The following is a 20,159-nucleotide window of genomic DNA, read 5'->3' as shown; positions in this document are numbered from 1 at the left end:
CCCTGGCACCATGGCCGCATGACATGGACGGACGCGGGAGACCCGCAGCGGTACGGCGCGGGGATCCTGCAGGGCGAGCGGATCCGGCTGCGGGCGCTCGAGGACGCCGACCTCCCCGACCTCGTGCGCTGGTGGCGGGATCCGGAGTGGGCGGTGCTCCAGCAGCTCACGGTGCGCCCGCGGCCCGAGGGCGATCTGACGGAGCTGTTCCGGAAGTGGAGCAGCAGCGAACCGGCGGGCGACGTCGGCTTCTGCGTCACCGACCGGATCTCCGGCCGACTCGTCGGCCACGTGACTCTCTTCGGAGCCAAGCTCCTGACCCGCGCGGCGACGCTCACCGTGATGATCGGATCCGAGCACACGGGCTCCGGCTACGGCACCGACGCCGTCCGCACCCTCGTCGACTACGGCTTCCGCGAGATGGGGCTGAACCGGATCCAGCTGCACGTGTTCGCGTTCAACGCCCGGGCCCGCGCCACCTACCGGAAGGTCGGCTTCGTCGAGGAGGGCGTGCTCCGCGAGACGGTCTTCCACGACGGCGCGTTCCACGACGAGGTCGTCATGTCGGTGCTGGCGCGCGACCGGCTCGCCGCCCGCTCCTGATCCGCCGCCCCGCTCACTGCGGGTGCGGCGCCTCCCCGCGCTCGAGCATCGCGACGAGCTTCGCGAGCCGGTTCGCGCGGACGGTCGCGTTCGGCGCCGTCGTCACCCGATGGATCACGGCGTAGCGGTTGACCTTGGACAGCGTCGCGAAGGTCTCCGCGGCCGCGGGCGACGCGGCGAGCGCGGCCAGCAGGTCCTCCGGCTCGGCCGCCGACGCCTGGCCCGCGTAGGCGCGCTCCCACCGGCCGTCGGCCTGCGCGCGCTCGACCTCGCGGATCCCGGCCGGCCGCATCCGGCCCTCCGCGGTGAGCGTCGCGACGAGCCCGATGTTGCGCTCCGACCACAGCGACGCCTTCCGCCGCGGGGTGAAGCGGCGCCGGAAGACCCGCTCGTCGATGCTCGCGGTCTGCCCGTCGATCCACCCGCTGCACAGCGCCTCGTCGAGGGCCTCGGCGTAGGTGAGCGAGGTCGGATCCGTGGTGCCCTTCTTCGCGAGCACCAGCCACACGCCGTCGCTCGTCTCCTCGTGCGCGTCGAGCCAGGCGCGCCAGGCGGCGCGGTCGGGGACGGTCAAGAGCTCGTGCGCGGCGGCGGGCATGCCCCGATGCTACGGAGCGCCGCCGACGACGCGGCTCCGCTCAGGCGCGGTCGACGGGGTGGCCGGCGGAGATCCAGGCGCTCGTGCCGCCCTCGACGTCGACCGCGTCGACGCCCCGGGCGGCGAGCGCCTCGGTCGCCCGGGCGCTGCGGCCGCCGGACTGGCAGATCACGTGCACGGGACCATCGGTCGGCACCTCGTCGACGCGCGCGTCGAGCTGCGACATGGGCAGGTTGACGGCGCCGGGCGCGTGGCCCGCGGCGTACTCGTCGGGCTCGCGCACGTCGATGAGGACGGGCGAATCCAGGGCGGCGAGCTGGTCGACGGTGATGCGGCTCATGCGGGTGCTCCTCGGGTGTCGGTGCTCCCCACGCTAGCCGCGCGGGTCACGCCCGGTCGTCCAGCGCGACGACGTCCTCTCAGCGCATACCAGAATCATTCGCGCCGACGTATGATTCTGGTCTCACATGGGAGGCGACATGGCGGAGGTCAGTGCGGCCGAGTACGCGAAGGACCAGGGCGTCTCCGCCCGGAGGGTCCAGGCGGCGGCCTCGGCAGGCGTGCTGCGTGCACGCAAGATCGCGGGCAGGTGGGTCATCGACTCGACCGAAGCCCGACATGACGAGGTCGGACGTCCGCTGTCGTCGCGCTCGGTGCGCGCGCTGCTCGCGCGCCTCTCCGGGGATGACGCATGGCGCGCCGGATTGTCCGCCAGCGAGGCGGGCCGCGTGATCGTGCGTCTCACGAGGCTCCGAGACGCCCCGAACGCAGCGGAGGTGCTGACAGCGTGGATGCGGAGCGCTCGGCCCGCGGCCCGGTCCTTCCACGTGGCGGACGAGGATCTGGAGGACCTGCGTGGGGATCCGCGAGTCGTCGCCGGCGGGATCAGCGACCCCCGCTCGGGCATGTCGGACGCGGGGGAGCTCGAGGCGCACGTGCACGTGCACGATCTCGATCCGATCGTCCATGAGTACCTGCTCGTCCCGGCCGACCGGCCCAACGTCCTCCTGCACGTGCATGAGCGACCCGTCCAGCGCCCCCTGCCGCTCGGGGAGCTGATCGCCGATCTGGCCCAGCACCGGGGCCCCCGCGAAGGCGCGGCGGTCGCGCGCCTCCTCGGGGAGGTCGCGTGATCGTCGAGGCGCCGCCCCTCCGCCGCGCCCAAGCCGATGCATGGCATGCGCTCTTCGAGGTCCACGAGCGGATCCCCACCGGCTGGGCACTCGTCGGCGGTCAGATGATCCAGGCGCTGTGCTGGGAACGCGGCGCCCCGACCAACCGCCCGACGGTGGACGCGGACACCGCCCTCGACATCCGCGCGCATCCGCAGATGCTCATGACGTTCACGACGGTGCTGCGCGACATCGGCTTCGAGCCGGACGGCACGAGCTTCGAAGGACACCAGCATCGATGGGTCCGTGGGGAGGCGCTCATCGACGTGCTGATCCCGAGGTTCCTCGGCGAACGGGCCGATGGCCGTCGCGGCGCCGGTGGCGGGACGACGGTCTCCGCTCCCGGGGCGCAGGGCGCGCTCGACCGATCGGCCTATCTCCTCTTCGGCGTCGAGGGCCAGGTCGGGACCATCCGCCGCCCGACGCTGCAGGGCGCGATCCTCTCGAAAGCCGCAGCTCTCGAGATCACGGGTGACGACAGCACGCGGCACCTCGTCGACATCGCCACCCTCGGAGCGCTCGTGACGCGACGAGACGATGTGGGCGCGAACATCAGCGCGACCGAACGCCGTCGTGCGCTGGCTGCTGCGGCCCTGATCCGGCGCGACTCCACGTACGCGCGCCTGGCGGGCGTGGATCCTTCGGTCTCCGAGCGGCTGCGCCTGGCCTTCGCCGAGCCTCCGCTCGCCGCACCCCGCGCCTCGGACAGGCCCCGCACCCACCCACGCGCTCCCGGAGGCACGACGGGTCGTGGTCGCTAGCGACGGAGAGCGATCGCTGGAGGGGTCGGATCCGTCGTGCCCTTCTTCGCGAGCACCAGCCACACTCCGTCCGATGCCTCCTCGTGCGCGTCGAGCCAGGCGCGCCAGGCGGCCCGGTCGGGGACGGTGAGGAGGTCGTGCGCGGCGGCGGGCATGGATCCGATGCTACGGACGGACCCCGCCACCTACCGCGTGGGCATCTCCATCATCCCGTCAGCGGTCATCGCCATCCCGCCGTCGGCCGCCATCTCCATCGCGCCATCTGCCGTCATCGGACCCATGTCGCCGAAGGCGGAGGGCGCCGCGGAGGCCGCCTCGGCCTGATGGGCGGCGCAGGGCACCGTGACGTCGATGGTGGCGGTGTGCGCGGTCTCGTCCATCGCGGCGACGGAGACGGACATGCCGTCGGCGAGCGCCACCTTCTCGCCGGGCTGCACGAGCTCGTCGCCGACGCCCGAGTCGCCGGGGCGGATGAGGATGGTCCCCGAGTCCGGCACGGTCGGATCGGTCCGCAGGATCTGCACGCCGGACGGTCGCTCGACCTTGAAGCCGGAGATCCACAGCGGGTCGTACTCCGACTGGTCGACCACGTCGGCGTACTGCACGTAGTACCGGACCGACGGGCGCTTCGGGTCCGTCCACGAGATGATGCGCAACGCGTCGAAGCCCGCGCTCATGGTCTGGATGGGGATGCGCCGCGTGGCGCCGCACGTGGGGACGGCGCGACGCGAGATCAGGCCGAGCCGGTCGAGCGAGGGCGCCGACGCCGGGTAGTAGGAGTAGGAGGAGCCCATCAGGTCCGTGGTGTTCCCGTACTCGTCGCGGCTGCAGGAGGAGGGCAGCCCGTTCGAGGCGTCGAAGTCCCAGCCGGTGGAGCACTGCACGCCCGACGCATGGTGCAGCGAGAGGTTGTGCCCGAGCTCGTGCGTGAGTGCCGCCGGCGTGATGTCCGTGACGTAAGCAGTGCCCCCGGCGTCGATGTCGTCCCCCTGGTCACCGGAGGAGAAGTCCCCGCACTGCTTCCCGCCGGGCACGAAGGCGACGAGGTCCTTGTCAGGGCCCGGCTTCCAGCCGGACTGGGCCAGTGCGAACGTGACGACCGCGGTGGGGTCGTCGCAGCGGACGCCCGGGTCGGCCGGCTGGATCCAGTCGGTCACCGACGCGGCGTCGAACTTCACGAAGCCGTTCGACTCGTGCTCCCAGTACGCGGACGCGTCCTGGATCGTGGTCAGGGCGTCGGCCCGCGTGAAGTCCCGCGTGGTGCCGGCCGGGGCGACGAGGACCGCCGTCACCTCGTGCACGGCTGCTTTCCCCGCGGGTGAGGACGACACGACCGTGTACGGAGCCGTCGCCGCCAGCGCCGAGTCGGCCGGGACGGCGGACGTGACCGCCCCCATGAGGAGCAGGCCGGTCAGGACGAGCAGGGTCAGCGGTCTCCGCATGGCGATGCCTCACTCCCGCGAACGGGGTTCACGCCGCAGGTGCTCCGCAACGTGGAGGAAGCTAGCCGGTCGCGGCCGACGCCCGCGGGATCACCGCACATGCGACGCGCGGGCCGGTCGCCGGGCCTCTCCGCCTACAGCGTGACCACGAGCTTCCGCGCCGAGACGCCCTGGCGCAGCCGGTCCATCGCGGGCTGGATCGCCGCGAGCCCGGATCCGACGACCTCGGCCGCCGGCGCCGCGACGTAGCGACCCTCGGCGAGCGCGGCCGGCAGGAAGCGCTCCCAGAGCATCGGGCCGACCTCGTCGTGCATGAGGGCGCTGCCCCAGATGAAGGTCGCCCGGATGCCGCGGACGCGCGCGCGGATCATCAGGGCCGGGGTCGCGGTGCCCATGCGGATCCCGAGGCGCACGAGCGGCAGGCCGACGCGCCCGCCGCGCGGGAGGGTCTCGAACGACACCGGCGGGCTCGCCATGCTGACCCGCGTCGCGCCCGTGGCGACGGCGATGTCGACGGCCGGGGCGCCGGATCCGGTGCCGATGGCGAGCACGCCCGCCACCTTCCTGCCGCTCGCCGAGAGGTGCGCCACGATGTCCCGCACGGCCGTCGGGCTCCGGTAGTCGAACGCGCGGCTCGCGCCGAGGCCCGTCACGAGCTCGTGGTTGCGCGGCGAGGCGGTGGTCACGACGTCGTACCCGGCGGCGACCGCGAGCTGGATCGCGTTCAGGCCGACGCTCGTGGATCCGCCCCACACCACCACCGTCCCGCCCGTCGGCGACGTGGTCGCGTCGGGCATGCGGAGACCGAGCTGGCCGGCGCCGAACAGGGCCGATGCGGCGGTGGAGATCCCGAGCGGGAGGACGGCGGCGTCCTCGAAGCGCATCGCGTCCGGGATCGGCGAGGCCAGGTCGGTGCGCACGATCGCCCGCGTCTGGAACCCGCCCTCGGGCGCGTGGCGCCGCCCCTTCTCCATGCCGACCGCGTACGCGACGACGCGGTCGCCGACGGCGAAGCGCGTGACCCCGGGGCCGACCTCCTCGACGACACCCGCGACGTCCTCGCCGAGCACCGCGGGGTGCGGCAGCCAGCGGTACATGAGGTCGCCCATGTGCTGCTTCATGGTGTCGAGCGGGTTGATCGCGACGGCGCGGACGCGGATCGCGACCTCGCCCTCCCGAGGAGCGGTGAGCGGCGCGGGCCCGACGGTGAGGTCGGCGGCGGACGAGGCGAGCCAGGCGGCGGATTCGGTGGGCACGGTGGATCTCCGATCTGCGGATCGCGCTGCCCGATGGCATCGCGTGTCATCACCATACACACCCATGACACGGAATGTCATCACTAGGATCGACGCATGAGCAGATGGCGGCCGGACACGCGTGAGCGCCTGGCCGCCGCCGCCCTCGAGCTGTTCCAGAGCCAAGGCTTCGCAGAGACGACCGTCCCCGAGATCACCGCCCGCGCCGGCCTCACGACCCGCACCTTCTTCCGCCACTTCGCCGACAAGCGCGAGGTGCTCTTCGCCGAGGAGGACGAGCTGCCCTCGCTCGTCACGCGCATCATCCGCGAGGCGCCCGCCGACCGCTCGCCGCTGCAGGTCGTCGAGGACGGCTTCCCGGAGGTCGTCGCCTCGCAGTTCGCGGAGGGGCGCGACACGCTGCTCGCCCGCAAGCGCATCATCGGCGCCGATGCCGGGCTGCAGGAGCGCGAGATGCGCAAGGTCCAGGCGATGCAGGAGGCCGTGCGCGCGGGCTTCGTGGAGCGCGGGTCGGATCCGCTCACCGCCGTGCTCGTCGCCCACGCAACCGCGACGGTCTTCGGCGTCTCCATCGGCCGCTGGCTCTCCGACGGCGGCGCCGAGACCGACCTCGCCGAGGTGCTGCGCGAGACGCTGGATGCGTTCCGGGCACTGATGGGTTCGGGCGCGTGATGCAGGTCACCTACGACCCGAGCGCCGACGCCGCGTACGTCGAGCTCACGGGGCCGCTCGGCGACGGCGCGGCGGCCACGACCATCCACTCGATCATGACGCCGGGCGGCCGCGGCGAGGTCGCGCTCGACTTCGACGCCGACGGCCGCCTCCTCGGCATCGAGGTGCTGCACGCGAGCGCGGTGCTGCCGGCGGCGGTGCTCGCGGAGGCCGTGCGAATCGGCTAGCTGCCGCGCAGCACCTTCTGCATCGGCCGGCCGCGCGCGACCTCGTCGACGAGCTTGTCGAGGATCCGGATCTCCTTCATCAGCGGGTCCTCGATCTCCTCGATGCGGACGCCGCAGATCACGCCGCGAACCTCGTCGGCGAGCGGGTTGAGGCGGGCCGCCGCGAAGAAGTCCTGGAAGGTCGTCTCCGCGTCGATGTGGCGCTGGAGCTCCGCGGCGTCGAAGCCGGTGAGCCAGGTGATCACCTGGTCGACCTCCGCCTGCGTGTGCCCCTTGCGGTCGACCTTCTTCACGTAGAGCGGGTAGACCGCGGCGAACGGCGTCGTGAAGATGCGGTGCATGGTCGGAGCGTAGGCCGGTGAGGTCGGGAGTGCCAGGTACCGTCGCGTCACCCCCGACGAAAGGTGACCATGACCGAGGACGACGAGACCTCCTACCTGCTCCGGAACCCCGCTGGAGCGAAGAGGCTGCTGGCGGCGCTCGAGCGAGCGCGTTGTGGGGAGATCGTCGAACGCGAGCTGATCGAGCCGTCGGATGAGGTTGAGCGGCACGACCCGCGGGAATAGGCAGGCGCGGGGGCGTGGTTCGCTTCCATGCAGACGCATCCACCCGGATCCGTCGCCGTCGAGCACCGAGGAGCGCCCCATGGCCACGAAGATCGGCTTCCTGTCGTTCAACCACTGGCAGGACGTGCGCGGATCCCGCGTGCGCACCGCCCAGGACTCGCTGCTCCAGTCGATCGACCTCGCGGTCGCGGCCGAGGAGATCGGCATCGACGGCGCGTACTTCCGCGTGCACCACTTCGCGCCGCAGCAGGCGTCGCCGTTCCCGCTGCTGGCCGCCATCGCGAGCCGCACCAGCCGGATCGAGATCGGCACCGGCGTCGTCGACATGCGCTACGAGAACCCGCTCTACATGGCGGAGGAGGCGGCCATGACCGACCTCATCTCCAACCGCCGGGTGCAGCTCGGCATCAGCCGCGGATCGCCCGAGCAGGTCGAGGCCGGCTACGAGTCGTTCGGCTACGTGCCGCTCGACGGCGAGACCGACGCCGACATGGCCCGCCGCCACACCGGCCTCTTCCTCCGCGCGCTCGAGGGCGAGGAGCTCGCGACCGCGGCACCGCAGCGCGGCATGATCGCCGGCGGCGTCGCCATCACGCCGCAGTCGCCCGGCCTCCGCGAGCGGATCTGGTGGGGCGCCGGCACGCGCGCCACCGGCCAGTGGGCGGCCGAGCAGGGCATGAACCTCATGTCGTCGACGCTCCTCTCCGAGGACACCGGCGTGCCGCTCGACGTGCTCCAGGCCGAGCAGATCCAGCTGTTCCGCGACGGCTGGGCCGCCGCCGGACACGCGTGGGAGCCGCGCGTGAGCGTCAGCCGCAGCATCATCCCGATCGTGGATGACGAGTCGGAGATGTACTTCGGCGTCCGCTCGCAGATCGAGGGCAAGGACCAGGTCGGCCAGGTCGGCGGCGAGAAGTGGCGCTTCGGCCGCTCCTACATCGGCAGCCCGGAGCGCCTCATCGAGGAGCTCGGCGCCGACCAGGCGATCGCCGCGGCCGACACTCTCCTCGTCACGATCCCCAACCAGCTCGGTGTGGACTTCAACCTGCGGTCGCTCGCCGCGATCAAGCAAATCGGGGAGGCGCTGGGGTGGGACCGGGCGGACGTCGCGGTGGGGGCGTCCGCCTGATCCGCTGACGCCTGCGCGCCCTCGCGCTCAGTCCCCGGTCGGCCGCTTGCGCTGCTGCTTTGTCGCGGAGCGCTGCGTCTTGGCCGCGAGGCGCCTCTTCTGGGATCCCTTCGTGGGGCGGGTCGGACGTCGTGGCGCGGCGTCGGGCGCGAGCGCATCCGCCACGATCTCGCGGAGCGCGTCGAGCGCGGCCACCCGGTTCCGCAGCTGCGACCGCTGCTCCGAGACCGTCACGGTGATGGTCCCGGCGACCAGGCGCCGACCGAGCCGGTCGAGGATCCGCTCCCGCTGCTGATCGGTGAGCACCAGCGACTCGACCGGGCTCCACGTGAGCTGCACCCGACTGTCCGACGTGTTGACGTGCTGCCCACCGGGCCCGGACGACCGGGAGAACCGCCACCGCAGCTCGGCGGCGGGGATGGTCAGCGCGGGGCCGACCTCGAGATCCATGCGGCAAGGGTCGCACGGAGCGGCCCTGGCGCGGGCGGGCTAGCGGTTCCGGCGGAGGTTGCTGCGGCGGATGACGACCCGGCCGATCAGCATGAGCACCAGCATCACGACGATCATCAGGACGATCCGCGTGACGAAATCGATCTCGACGAATGCGAGGGCGGACGCGGACATGAACGCGGTCACCGCGATCAGCACGAGGATCTGACGAGCGGACGGCTCACCCGTCAGACGCTGGTGTGCCGCGGAGTCGTGCTCGAAGCTGCGCCTGTCATCCATCTCCCCACCGTCCCACAGGCCGGACGGATCAGCGGGCCCCGACGACCGACGCCACCTCCGGCCGCCGCGTTGTCAGATACAGCCGATGCGCCGTGATCACCAGCGCAAGCCACGCGCCGCCGAGGAAGAAGGCCGCGAGCACGTCCGTGAACCAGTGGTGGCCGAGGTAGACGCGGGTGGCGGCGATGGTCACGGCGAAGACCACAGCCACCGCGACCGAGAGCACGCGGGTCGCGCGGCGGTGCTGGCGGAGGAGGAGTAGGTAGGCGAGGATCCCGGCGATCACGACCGCGTTGAGCGTGTGGCCGCTCGGGAACGACGGCGAGGTCTCGTACGGCGGCACCGCGTCGGCGAGCGCGGGGCGGGCGCGGTCGATGATGTCCTTGCCCGCGATGGTGAGCAGCAGGGATCCGCCGCCGGCCGCGACGACCAGGATGATCGGCGTCCACGAGCGGCGCCGCAGCGCGAGGAACAGCATCGTCGCTACCGCGATGATCGGCATGCCGACGACGCCCGCCACGTTCGTGTACGCGGTCGCCGCGTCGTCGAGCCACGGGGTGCGGAGGCCGAGCATCGCCGTGAGGATCGGCTTGTCGAGGCCCGCGACCCCGTCGGCGTCGGTCACGTTGTCGTAGACCTGCGCGGCGATCGCGGAGAGACCAAAGGCGAGCACGAGGCCCACCAGCAGCGTGATGACGAGGGCCGCGTACGGGCCGAGCGCCCGCACGATCCGCTGCACGAGCCGCACCAGCGCACGGCCGGGCGGCGTCGCCCAGCGGGTGAGGTCGCGTCCGCCGAGGAACCGGTCGCGGCGGAGCTCGCCCTCGACGCCCTGGTCGGCGGGGTCGATGCGCGTGCGGCCGGGGGTCTCGCTCATGTGGTCCTCCTGGTCGGGCGGAGCGGCGGGAGGACGCCGACCGCGCGGGGACGGCGCCGCGCGCTCCCGACCAGCTTGGCCCGCCGGGCGCCCGGCCGCCGCCACCGGGAGGATCCGGGACACCGACACCGACGCCGGATGCCGACACCGGAAGCCGGAAGCGCGGCGCACGCGGACCGGAGCGCCCGCGCCCGCCACCCGCCACCCGCCACCCGCCACCGGCCACCGGCGGCGCCCTACCCCCCGGTCGACGCCCGGACGACGAGCTCGGGCTGGAAGAGCACCTGCCGCGGCGATCCGCCGAGCAGCAGCTCGACCGCCGTGGCGCCGATCAGCGCGCTCGGCTGGCGGATGCTCGACAGGGGCACGACCGTCGCGCTCGCGAACGCGATGTCGTCGTAGCCGATGAGGGCGATGTCGTCGGGCACCCGGGTGTCGCCCAAGAGCACCAGCGCCTGGAGCACTCCGACGGCCACGAGGTCGTTGGCGGCGAAGATCGCGTCGGGGCGCGCGGCAGCGTCGCGGGCCGCGATCGCGCGCCCGGCCTCGCGCCCGGCCAGCACGGAGAGGTCGTCGGTGGGGATCTCCTCGAGGACGGCCCCGGGCACGGCGGCGACCGCGGCGCGCGCCCCGGACACCCGGTCGGACACCTGGCGGATGGAGGACGGGCCGCCGATCACCGCGATCCGACGGCGACCGAGCCGCAGGAGATGCTCCACCGCGAGGCGGCCGCCGGCCACGTCGTCGACGGCGACCGACGAGTGCTCCGCGTCGTCGGCCTCGCGGTCGACCAGCACGCAGGGGATCCCGTGGGCGCGGAGCCGGGCGATGCGGGTCGAGCCCTCGCCCTGCGGGGAGATGAGGACGCCCGTCACCCGCTGCTCCTCGAACAGATCGATGTAGGCGTCCTCCCGCCCGGCGTCGCCGTCGGTGCTCCCGAGCAGCACGGCGAGCCCCGCGTCCGCGGCGCGGGCCTGGGCACCGCGGGCGAGCTCGGCGAAGAACGGGTTGCCGGAGTCGAGGACGACGAGGCCGATGCTCCGGCTCCGGCCCGCGCGGAGCTGCCGTGCGGCGTCGTTGCGGATGAAGCCGAGCTCGGCGATCGCGTCCTGCACCCTGCGCACGGCGTCGGGCCCGACCCGCTCCGGGCGGTTGAGGACGTTCGACACCGTCCCCACGGAGACCCCGGCCCGAGCGGCGACGTCGCGGATGCTCACGGACACGTCGGCTCCTCGCCACGGGATCGGGGATCGCGGCGGGGTCGCCACCGCCTCGGGTCCCGAGGCTATGCCATGGCGGGCCCGCGGCAGGGCGCGGGCGGATCGCCGGCGGAGCGCCGGCCGGGCGCGGACAGAGCCCGGGCGGATCGCCGGCTGGTCGATTCGGGCCCGGCTCGTTGACAGCCCCGCGGATCCCGCACTACTGTCGCTCACGGGTCGATGAAACGATTCATCCGCCGCCCTTCCTCCACCGTCGCAGACAAGGACTCCCCGTGACCGACCTCGGCCCCGACACTCTCCGCCAGCTCGAGCAGCAGGCCATCGAGCTGCCCTCCTGGGCGTTCGGCAACGCCGGCACGCGCTTCAAGGTTTTCGCGACGCCGGGCACGCCGCGCACCATCGAGGAGAAGATCTCGGATGCCGCGACGGTGCACGAGCTCACCGGGCTCGCCCCGACGGTCGCGCTGCACATCCCCTGGGACCGGGTGGACGACTACTCCGCGCTGGGCGACTTCGCCGCGTCGAAGGGGGTGTCCCTCGGCACGATCAACTCCAACACGTTCCAGGACGACGATTACAAGTTCGGCTCGCTCACGCACTCCGACCCGGCCATCCGGCGGAAGGCGATCGATCACCACCTGGCCTGCATCGACATCATGGACGCGACCGGATCCCGCGACCTCAAGATCTGGCTGGCCGACGGATCCAACTACCCGGGCCAGCAGGACATCCGCGGCCGCCAGGACCGTCTCGCCGACTCCCTCGCGGAGATCTACGCGCGCCTCGGGACCGAGCAGCGGATGGTGCTCGAGTACAAGTTCTTCGAGCCGGCGTTCTACCACACGGACGTCCCCGATTGGGGCACCAGCTACGCGCACGTGGCGGCCCTCGGCGACCGGGCGCTCGTGTGCCTGGACACCGGCCACCACGCGCCCGGCACCAACATCGAGTTCATCGTCGCCCAGCTGCTGCGCCTCGGGAAGCTCGGCTCGTTCGACTTCAACTCGCGCTTCTACGCCGACGACGACCTCATCGTCGGCGCGGCCGACCCGTTCCAGCTGTTCCGGATCCTCCACGAGGTGATCCGCGGCGGCGGCTACGGGCCCGACTCCCCCGTCGCGTTCATGCTCGACCAGTGCCACAACGTCGAGGACAAGATCCCGGGCCAGATCCGCTCCGTGCTCAACGTGCAGGAGATGACGGCGCGCGCGCTGCTCGTGGACCGCGCGGCGCTCGAGCAGGCGCAGCTCGCCGGCGACGTCCTCGGCGCCAACGGGATCCTCATGGACGCCTTCTACTCCGACGTGCGCCCCGCGCTGGCCGCGTGGCGGGAGAGCCGCGGCCTCCCGGGCGACCCCATGCGGGCCTACGCCGCGTCCGGCCGCGCGGAGCGGCTCGCCGAGGAGCGCGCCGGCGGGACCCAGGCCGGCTGGGGCGCCTGACCGCGCTCCGCCCTCCCACCCCTCTCGATCCCCCTCTGGACAGGAATCCCGCATCCCATGACGAACGACACCGCAGCTGAGCTCATCGCCCGCTCGAACCGCCTGGGCGCCGACCCGGCGAACACGAACTACGCGGGGGGCAACACCTCCGCGAAGGGGACGGCCACGGATCCCGTCACCGGGGAGCCCGTCGAGCTGCTCTGGGTGAAGGGCTCCGGCGGGGACCTCGGCACGCTCACCGAGTCCGGGCTCGCGGTCCTGCGGCTCGACCGCCTGCGCGCGCTGACGCGCGTCTACCCGGGCGTCGAGCGGGAGGACGAGATGGTGCCCGCGTTCGACTACACGCTGCACGGGAAGGGCGGCGCCGCGCCGTCGATCGACACGGCCATGCACGGACTCGTCGACGCGGCCCACGTCGACCACCTGCACCCCGACTCCGGCATCGCCTTCGCGACGGCGGCCGACGGCGAGCGGCTCACGGCCGAGGCCTTCGGCGGCACCGTCGCGTGGGTGCCGTGGCGGCGCCCCGGCTTCCAGCTCGGCCTCGACATCGCCGCCGTCAAGGACGCCGACCCGCGGCTCATCGGCGCGATCCTCGGCGGGCACGGCATCACCGCGTGGGGCGACACCAGCGAGGAGGCGGAGGCGAACTCGCTGCGGATCATCGAGACCGCGACCGCCTACATCGCCGAGCACGGCCGCCCGGATCCGTTCGGCCCCGTCCTGGACGGCCACGGCGCGCTCCCCGAGGCCGAGCGGCGGGCCAAGGCCGCGGCCCTCGCGCCGCACCTCCGCGCGATCGCCTCGCACGACCGCCCGCAGGTCGGCCACTTCACCGACTCCGCCGAGGTCCTCGACTTCCTCGCGCGCGCGGAGCACCCGCGCCTCGCCGCCCTCGGCACCTCGTGCCCCGACCACTTCCTCCGCACCAAGGTGACGCCGCTCCTCGTCGACCTGCCGGCGACGGCGAGCGTCGAGGAGATCGTCGAGCGCCTGCCCGCGCTGCACGAGGCGTACCGCTCGGGCTACCAGGCCTACTACGACGCGCACGCGACGCCCGAGAGCCCGGCGATCCGGGGAGCGGACCCGCTGATCGTCCTCGTCCCCGGCGTCGGCATGTTCTCCTACGGCGCGAACAAGCAGACCGCGCGGGTCGCGGGCGAGTTCTACGTCAACGCGATCAACGTCATGCGCGGCGCCGAGGCCATCTCGACCTACGCGCCCATCGACGAGGCGGAGAAGTTCCGGATCGAGTACTGGGCGCTCGAGGAGGCCAAGCTCCAGCGGATGCCGAGGCCCAAGCCGCTCGCCTCCCGCATCGCCCTCGTGACGGGCGCCGCGTCCGGGATCGGCAAGGCCATCGCCACGCGCCTGGCCGCAGAGGGCGCCTGCGTCGTCGTCGCCGACCTCGACCTCGCGAAGGCGCAGGCCGCGGCCGCGGAGCTCGGCTCGACCGACGTCGCCGTCGGCGTCGCGGCGGACGTGTCGGACGCCGCCGCGGTGAAGGCCGCCGTCGACGCCGCCGTGCTCGCCTTCGGCGGGCTCGACCTCGTCGTCAACAACGCCGGTCTCTCGCTCTCCAAGTCGCTGTTCGACACGACCGAGGCCGACTGGGACCTCCAGCACGACGTGATGGCCAAGGGCTCGTTCCTCGTCTCCCAGGCCGCGGCCCGCGTGCTCGTCGACCAGGGGCTCGGCGGCGACATCGTCTACATCTCCTCGAAGAACTCGGTCTTCGCGGGCCCGAACAACATCGCGTACTCCGCCACGAAGGCCGACCAGGCCCATCAGGTGCGGCTGCTGGCCGCCGAGCTCGGGGAGCACGGCATCAAGGTCAACGGCATCAACCCCGACGGCGTCGTGCGCGGATCCGGCATCTTCGCCTCCGGGTGGGGAGCGAACCGGGCCAAGACCTACGGGATCGAGGAGGAGGACCTCGGCGCGTTCTACGCGAAGCGGACGATCCTCAAGCGCGAGGTCGTGCCCGAGAACGTGGCGAACGCGGTCTTCGCGCTCTGCACGTCGGACTTCTCCCACACGACCGGCCTGCACGTGCCGGTCGACGCCGGGGTCGCGGCCGCGTTCCTGCGATGAGGGCGGTCGCGGCGGTGGACCTCGGTGCCACCAGCGGGCGGGTCGTCGTCGGGTACGTCGGCCAGGACGAGCTGCGCCTGCGCCACGTGGCGCGGTTCCCGAACCGGCCGGTGCGCACGCACGAGGGCGACGCGTCCGCGCTGCACTGGGACATCCTCGAGCTGCACCGCGCGCTGATGCACGGGCTGTCCGGCGCGCTCCGCGAGGAGCCGGGCATCGTCTCGATCGGGGTCGACTCGTGGGCCGTCGACTACGGCCTGCTGCGCGGCGGCCGCCTGCTCGGATCCCCGTACCACTACCGCGACGAGCGCACCGCGCGCGGCGTCGCCGACGTCCACGCGCGCATCGACGCCGAGGAGCTGCACGGGCGCAACGGCCTGCAGCACCTCCCCTTCACCACGCTGTACCAGCTCGCGGCCGAGCGCGACGTCGTGGCGCTCGCCGACCGGGCGCTCCTCGTGCCCGACCTGATCGGCTACTGGCTGACCGGGGTCGAGGCCACGGAGATCACCAACGCCTCGACCACGGGCCTCCTCGACCCGCGGACCCGCACCTGGGACGCGGAGCTCCTCGCCCGGCTCGACCTGCCGCGGGGGATCCTCGCGCCGCTGATCGAGCCCGGCGCGCGGCTCGGCACGCTGCTGCCCGCTGTGGCCGCCGAGCTCGACGCGCCGCCGGACCTCGGCGTCGTCGCGGTCGGCTCGCACGACACGGCCTCCGCGGTCGTCGCGGTGCCGTTCACCGGCGACGACGTCGCGTACATCTCGAGCGGCACCTGGTCGCTGGTCGGCCTCGAGCTGGAGGAGCCCGTGATCACGCCGGCCAGCCGCGCCGCGAACTTCACCAACGAGGGCGGGGTCGACGGGAGGATCCGGTTCCTCAAGAACGTGTCCGGCCTCTGGCTGCTGTCGGAGTCCATCCGCACGTGGGAGCGGTCCGGCGAGAGCGTCGACCTGCGCGGCCTGCTCGCGGAGGCCGCCGCCGTCCGTGGCCGCACGACGACGTTCGACGCGTCCGACGAGCGGTTCGTCGCCCCTGGCGACATCCCCGGGCGGATCGTCGAGTGGTGCGTCGAGCACGACGCCGCGCCGCCGCGCACCCGGGCGGAGTTCGTCCGCGCGATCCTGGAGTCCCTCGCCGAGGCCTACGCGACCACGCTCGAGCAGGCGTCCGCGCTCTCCGGCCGGCGGATCGACACGGTGCACGTCGTCGGAGGAGGATCGCAGAACGAGCTGCTCTGCCAGCTGACCGCGGACCGCACCGGCAGGACCGTCCTCGCCGGCCCGGTCGAGGCGACCGCGATCGGGAACGTCCTCGTGCAGGCGCGAGCGCAGGGTCTCGTCTCCGGCTCGCTCGAGTCGCTCCGCTCTCTCGTCCTCCGCACGTACCCGCCGGTCCGATACCGGCCGGCGCAGCCCACCCGCTGATCCGCTCGATCCACTCCCCTCCCCACCAGAAAGGGCGGCGCGCACATGGTGCAACGTCAGTTCCCCAAGCCCGTCGAGCTCCTCGAGTACCTGAGCTTCAAGAAGCCCGAGCTCGACGGCCGCAAGCGCCGGCTCGACGCGGCGCTCACCATCGAGGACCTGCGCGCGATCGCGAAGCGCCGCACCCCGAAGGCCGCGTTCGACTACACCGACGGATCCGCGGAGGGCGAGATCTCCATCGCGCGCGCCCGCCAGGCCTTCGAGGACGTGGAGTTCCACCCGCAGGTGCTGCGCGACGTGGCCGCCGTGGACACCACGGCGCACGTGCTCGGGGCGCCGTCCGCGCTGCCGTTCGGCATCGCGCCCACCGGCTTCACCCGGCTGATGCAGACCGAGGGCGAGACCGCCGGGGCGGGCGCGGCGGCCGCCGCCGGGATCCCCTTCACGCTCTCGACCCTCGGCACCACCTCCATCGAGGACGTGAGGAAGGTGAACCCCGAGGGCCGCAACTGGTTCCAGCTGTACGTGATGCGCGACCGCGACATCTCCTACGGTCTCGTCGAGCGGGCCGCCGCCGCCGGGTTCGAGACGCTCTTCTTCACGGTCGACACCCCCGTCGCCGGCGCCCGGCTCCGCGACAAGCGCAACGGGTTCTCCATCCCGCCGCAGCTCACGGTCGGCACCGTCCTCGACGCGCTCCCCCGCCCCTGGTGGTGGTACGACTTCCTCACCACGAAGAAGCTCGAGTTCGCCTCCCTCAGCTCGACGGGCGGCACCGTGGGCGATCTGCTCGACCTCGCGATGGATCCCACGATCAGCTTCGACGACCTCCGCATCATCCGGGAGATGTGGCCCGGGAAGCTCGTCGTCAAGGGCGTGCAGAGCCTCGAGGACGCGAAGCGGTTCGTCGAGGCCGGCGTCGACGGCATCGTCCTCTCCAACCACGGCGGCCGTCAGCTCGACCGGGCGCCGATCCCGTTCCATCTCCTGCCCGAGGTGGTGCGCGAGATCGGCTCCGACACCGAGGTCATGGTCGACACCGGCATCATGAACGGCGCCGACATCGTGTCCTCCATCGCGCTCGGGGCGAGGTTCACGCTCATCGGCCGCGCCTACCTCTACGGCCTGATGGCCGGCGGGCGGCAGGGGGTGGACCGCACGATCGCGATCCTCTCCGACCAGATCGTCCGCACCATGAAGCTGCTCGGCGCGCACTCGCTCGAGGAGCTGACCCCGCGGCACGTCACCCAGCTCGAGAGGCTGCAGCCGCGCCCGCGCCCCTGACGCGGGGCCGCATCCGGGAGGCGCCGCTGCGGGACCGGGCGGATCAGGCCGCCGTCCCTGGCGCGCCGCCGCGGCCCCCTCATCGGGAACCACGGCGGCGCGGGTCGCGGGCGGGTCGGGGGCGCGCCGTCGCCGGCCGCCCCCGTGCCGTCACCTCACCGTGAGGGAGGACGTCACCGCCGTCTCGACCGACGACCCGACCGTGACCTCGTAGCTCCCGGGCGACGTGACCCACGCCCCCGACCCCTCGTCCCAGTGCTGGAGCAGGTGCATGTCGGCGAGGTCGGATGCGGAGAGCAGCATGTCGACCCACTTCTGCTGGCCCGGCTGCAGGGTCACGCGCTGCCAGGCGACCAGGCGCTTGGAGGGCTCCCCCGCGGGGTCGGGGAGCGCGACGTACGCCTGCGCGACCTCCGTGCCGGGGCGGTCTCCGGTGTTGGTCACACGGACGCGGATCCGGACGAGCTTGTCGCCCTTCGTCGAGTTCGAGGTGACCTTGGTGTCGGTGTAGGCGAAGTCGGTGTAGCTGAGCCCGTGCCCGAAGGGGAACAGCGGGTCGATGCCCTGCGCCTGGTACCAGCGGTAGCCGACCTGGAGCCCCTCGCTGTAGTCGACCTGCCGGATCTCCTGGCTCCCGGCCGGACGCGTGGTGGATCCGTCGGCGAACACGCCCGGGTACTGCGCCGGGGTGCTCGTCGGGGTGTCCGCGAGAGCCTTCGGGAACGTCATCGGCAGCTTCCCGGACGGGTTGACGTCGCCGAAGAGGAGGCCCGCGAGGGCGGGGCCGCCCTGCTCCCCGGGGTACCAGGCTTCGAAGACGCCCTGCACGTCGTCGATCCAGGGCATCTCGACGGCGCTGCCGGTGTTCAGCACCACGACCGTGGAGTCGTTGACCGCGGAGACCTGCTTGATGAGCGCGTCGCCGCCGCCCTGCAGACGCAGGTCGGGGATGTCGTTGAACTCCCCCATGCGCTGGTAGCCGAAGACGATGGCGACGTCGGCCGCCGCGGCGTCGGCCGCCACGCTCGCCGGGTCGGTCCCGGGGTTGAACGTCACGCTGGCTCCCGACTTCGCCGCCCGCTCGCGGATGGCGGCCTCCGGCGAGACGATGTCCTCGCACGCGAGGGTGTTCCGGAGCGGTCCGGTGCCGAAGCGGATGGACATGCTGCAGACCGACGAGGCGCTGACGCCGTCGGTCGGCGTCGTAGACGCCGTGGGGCCGAAGACCGCGATCTTCGTGCCGGCTGTCGTCGTCAGCGGCAGCAGCCCGTCGTTCTTGAGTAGGACGGTGCCCTGCTCCGCCAGCTGGCGGGCGGTGGCCTTGTGCTGCGCGGTGGAGACGTCGGCCGCCGGGGTGGCGGGAAGCAGGGTGTCGAACAGGCCGCCGCGGATGTAGCCGGCGATGACGCGCGTCGCGGCCGCCTCGATCTGCTCCTGGGTGATCTCGCCCGCGGCCAGCGCCGCGTCGAGCTTCTCGGGGGTGTACCAGATCGGCCGGTTGAGCTCCTGGTCGAGGCCGTTCACGAGCGATGCGGCCGTCGAGTGGACGGCGCCGAAGTCGGACATGACGAAGCCGTCGAAGCCGAGCTCGCCCTTGAGGGTCGAGTCCAGCAGCGGGTTCTCGCAGGCGTACGCGCCGTTGATCTGGTTGTAGGAGCACATGACGCTCTCCGGGGCGCTCCGCTTCAGGGCGATCTCGAACGGCAGGTCGTAGATCTGCTTGAGGGTGCGCTCGTCGACGTTCGAGGAGCTGCTGCCGCGGTCGAGCTCCTGCTCGTTCGCGAGGTAGTGCTTCAGGTTCGAGATGACGGGCTTCTTCCGGTTGCCCTCCTCGAGCCCGGTGACGGTCGCGGCCGTGAGCAGACCGGTGAGGACGGGATCCTCGCCGAAGTACTCGGGCGTCCGACCGGCGAGCGGGGTGCGGCCGCTGGCGAGCCCGGGCCCGAGGACGCCGTTCTTGCCCTTGTCGAACGCCTCGGCCCCCATCTCGGCGCCCTTGGTCTGCGCGAGCGCGGTGTTCCAGCTCGACGCGATGGCGATCGGTGCCGGGTACGCGGTGACGCCCTCGCCAGCGCGGACGCCGTCCGGACCGTCGACGTAGGTGATCTGCGGCGTGCAGTCGAGCTGCGCCGGGTAGAGGACGCCCCCGAAGTCGGTCTGCGTAGGGTTGTTCGCAGGCTGCTCGACGAGCCACCGGTACTTCTGGTGCTGGCTGCTCGCGGCCAGCAGAGCGGCGGCGCGCTTCTCCGGGGCCTGGGTCTGCTTCATCCAGGGTGCCCGGAGGCAGTTGGCCGCTTCTGCGGGAGCGGCGTCGATCGTCGTCGCGACCGCCGGCACGAGCAGCGAGACGGCCGTCGCCGCGGCGACCACCCATCTGCGTCGCCGTGCTCCGGGTCGTGATGCGGGGGTCTCGTGCATGGGGTCCCTTCCCTCGTCATTGAGAGTGCGCGCGGTTGAAGCGCTGCAATGGTCGGAGGTTATTCCCTGGGCGGGGAACACGTCAACGGCGCGGAACGCCGGATACCGCCCTTGCGCTGCTCCCGGGGGACCCGCCGACTCGACCCTGTGGATGCTTAAGCTGCCGGACTTCTCACACGGAGTCCGCATCGCGCCCACCGCGGCATCCGGCTCCGAGCGGGGGCGCGAGGGTTGACGCCCTC

General features: G+C 72.6%; 21 protein-coding genes and 1 pseudogene. 11 read left to right on the top strand and 11 right to left on the bottom strand.

The window, feature by feature from the left end; translation table 11 throughout:
- Positions 1–18 precede the first annotated feature (18 nt).
- Positions 19–603: a GNAT family N-acetyltransferase gene (locus JOE38_RS11405; protein ID WP_204576392.1), complete on the top strand. Its 585-nt coding sequence runs from the start codon at positions 19–21 to the stop codon at positions 601–603.
- A 13-nt stretch (positions 604–616) separates the two neighbouring features.
- On the opposite strand, the gene JOE38_RS11400 is transcribed toward JOE38_RS11405, so the two are convergent.
- Entirely contained in the window at positions 617–1,201 is a 585-nt protein-coding gene (locus JOE38_RS11400) for a YdeI/OmpD-associated family protein (RefSeq protein ID WP_204576391.1), read from the bottom strand.
- Positions 1,202–1,241: 40 nt separating this feature from the next.
- Complete coding sequence (locus tag JOE38_RS11395) at positions 1,242–1,541, bottom strand: rhodanese-like domain-containing protein (protein ID WP_204576390.1); 300 nt, start codon at positions 1,539–1,541, stop codon at positions 1,242–1,244.
- A 487-nt stretch (positions 1,542–2,028) separates the two neighbouring features.
- Here JOE38_RS11395 and JOE38_RS15800 point away from each other — a divergent pair, with 487 nt between their 5' ends.
- Entirely contained in the window at positions 2,029–2,334 is a 306-nt protein-coding gene (locus JOE38_RS15800; protein WP_239544816.1) for a hypothetical protein, read from the top strand.
- A complete protein-coding gene (locus JOE38_RS11385) occupies positions 2,331–3,134 on the top strand; it encodes a hypothetical protein (protein ID WP_204576388.1) in 804 nt (267 codons plus the stop codon). Before JOE38_RS15800 ends, JOE38_RS11385 begins: the two co-directional genes overlap by 4 nt.
- Positions 3,135–3,157: 23 nt before the next feature.
- Here JOE38_RS11385 and JOE38_RS11380 read toward each other — a convergent pair.
- The 3 genes and pseudogenes from JOE38_RS11380 to JOE38_RS11370 form a co-directional block, all read right to left on the bottom strand.
- Positions 3,158–3,289: pseudogene (locus JOE38_RS11380) on the bottom strand (YdeI/OmpD-associated family protein); the annotation flags it as partial.
- 30 nt (positions 3,290–3,319) lie between these two features.
- The gene (locus tag JOE38_RS11375; protein ID WP_204576387.1) at positions 3,320–4,576 is read right to left on the bottom strand and encodes a hypothetical protein; all 1,257 of its coding nucleotides are present in this window, start codon (positions 4,574–4,576) and stop codon (positions 3,320–3,322) included.
- 134 nt (positions 4,577–4,710) lie between these two features.
- A complete protein-coding gene (locus tag JOE38_RS11370) occupies positions 4,711–5,832 on the bottom strand; it encodes a zinc-binding alcohol dehydrogenase family protein (RefSeq protein ID WP_204576386.1) in 1,122 nt (373 codons plus the stop codon).
- Between the two features lie 96 nt (positions 5,833–5,928).
- On the opposite strand from JOE38_RS11370, the gene JOE38_RS11365 reads away from it, so the two are divergent.
- The gene (locus JOE38_RS11365) at positions 5,929–6,504 is read left to right on the top strand and encodes a TetR/AcrR family transcriptional regulator (protein WP_204576385.1); all 576 of its coding nucleotides are present in this window, start codon (positions 5,929–5,931) and stop codon (positions 6,502–6,504) included.
- A complete protein-coding gene (locus JOE38_RS11360; RefSeq protein ID WP_204577190.1) occupies positions 6,504–6,731 on the top strand; it encodes a DUF2283 domain-containing protein in 228 nt (75 codons plus the stop codon). The genes JOE38_RS11365 and JOE38_RS11360 overlap by 1 nt, the downstream gene beginning before the upstream one ends.
- Here the strand turns inward: JOE38_RS11360 and JOE38_RS11355 are convergent.
- Positions 6,728–7,072, bottom strand: coding sequence for a DUF2200 domain-containing protein (locus tag JOE38_RS11355; protein ID WP_204576384.1), 345 nt, complete (start codon positions 7,070–7,072; stop codon positions 6,728–6,730). The two genes, JOE38_RS11360 and JOE38_RS11355, sit on opposite strands and share 4 nt — an antisense overlap.
- Positions 7,073–7,141: 69 nt before the next feature.
- Between JOE38_RS11355 and JOE38_RS11350 the strand changes: the two genes are divergently transcribed.
- Positions 7,142–7,297: a hypothetical protein gene (locus JOE38_RS11350; RefSeq protein ID WP_204576383.1), complete on the top strand. Its 156-nt coding sequence runs from the start codon at positions 7,142–7,144 to the stop codon at positions 7,295–7,297.
- Positions 7,298–7,376: 79 nt separating this feature from the next.
- Positions 7,377–8,426, top strand: a complete 1,050-nt coding sequence (locus JOE38_RS11345; RefSeq protein WP_204576382.1) for an LLM class flavin-dependent oxidoreductase — start codon at positions 7,377–7,379, stop codon at positions 8,424–8,426.
- Positions 8,427–8,453: 27 nt separating this feature from the next.
- Here JOE38_RS11345 and arfB read toward each other — a convergent pair whose 3' ends face one another.
- The 4 genes from arfB to JOE38_RS11325 form a co-directional block, all read right to left on the bottom strand.
- Positions 8,454–8,876, bottom strand: coding sequence for an alternative ribosome rescue aminoacyl-tRNA hydrolase ArfB (gene arfB, locus JOE38_RS11340; protein WP_204576381.1), 423 nt, complete (start codon positions 8,874–8,876; stop codon positions 8,454–8,456).
- A 39-nt stretch (positions 8,877–8,915) separates the two neighbouring features.
- A complete protein-coding gene (locus tag JOE38_RS11335; protein WP_204576380.1) occupies positions 8,916–9,155 on the bottom strand; it encodes a hypothetical protein in 240 nt (79 codons plus the stop codon).
- 28 nt (positions 9,156–9,183) lie between these two features.
- Entirely contained in the window at positions 9,184–10,032 is an 849-nt protein-coding gene (locus JOE38_RS11330) for a phosphatase PAP2 family protein (RefSeq protein ID WP_204576379.1), read from the bottom strand.
- A 236-nt stretch (positions 10,033–10,268) separates the two neighbouring features.
- Positions 10,269–11,255 carry a LacI family DNA-binding transcriptional regulator gene (locus JOE38_RS11325; protein WP_204576378.1) on the bottom strand — a complete coding sequence of 329 codons (987 nt, stop codon included), beginning with the start codon at positions 11,253–11,255 and terminating at the stop codon, positions 10,269–10,271.
- 269 nt (positions 11,256–11,524) lie between these two features.
- Here JOE38_RS11325 and rhaI point away from each other — a divergent pair, with 269 nt between their 5' ends.
- From rhaI to JOE38_RS11305, 4 genes are read left to right on the top strand one after another with little or no spacing between them, the layout of a single operon-like run.
- Positions 11,525–12,694 carry an L-rhamnose isomerase gene (gene rhaI, locus JOE38_RS11320; protein ID WP_204576377.1) on the top strand — a complete coding sequence of 390 codons (1,170 nt, stop codon included), beginning with the start codon at positions 11,525–11,527 and terminating at the stop codon, positions 12,692–12,694.
- Between the two features lie 57 nt (positions 12,695–12,751).
- On the top strand, positions 12,752–14,788 hold the full coding sequence (locus tag JOE38_RS11315; protein WP_204576376.1) for a bifunctional aldolase/short-chain dehydrogenase: 2,037 nt from the start codon (positions 12,752–12,754) through the stop codon (positions 14,786–14,788).
- On the top strand, positions 14,785–16,215 hold the full coding sequence (locus tag JOE38_RS11310; protein WP_204576375.1) for a rhamnulokinase: 1,431 nt from the start codon (positions 14,785–14,787) through the stop codon (positions 16,213–16,215). The genes JOE38_RS11315 and JOE38_RS11310 overlap by 4 nt, the downstream gene beginning before the upstream one ends.
- A 45-nt stretch (positions 16,216–16,260) precedes the next feature.
- Positions 16,261–17,499, top strand: coding sequence for an alpha-hydroxy acid oxidase (locus JOE38_RS11305; protein WP_204576374.1), 1,239 nt, complete (start codon positions 16,261–16,263; stop codon positions 17,497–17,499).
- 150 nt (positions 17,500–17,649) lie between these two features.
- Here JOE38_RS11305 and JOE38_RS11300 read toward each other — a convergent pair whose 3' ends face one another.
- Positions 17,650–19,917 (bottom strand): beta-glucosidase, encoded by a 2,268-nt coding sequence (locus JOE38_RS11300; protein ID WP_204576373.1) that lies wholly within the window; start codon positions 19,915–19,917, stop codon positions 17,650–17,652.
- Positions 19,918–20,159 lie beyond the last annotated feature (242 nt).

This window comes from Clavibacter michiganensis (genome assembly GCF_016907085.1).
GTDB classification, from domain to species: Bacteria; Actinomycetota; Actinomycetes; order Actinomycetales; family Microbacteriaceae; genus Clavibacter; species Clavibacter michiganensis_O.
The sequence above is the reverse complement of the archived record's forward strand: the minus strand, read 5'-3'. Positions and strand labels throughout refer to the sequence as shown.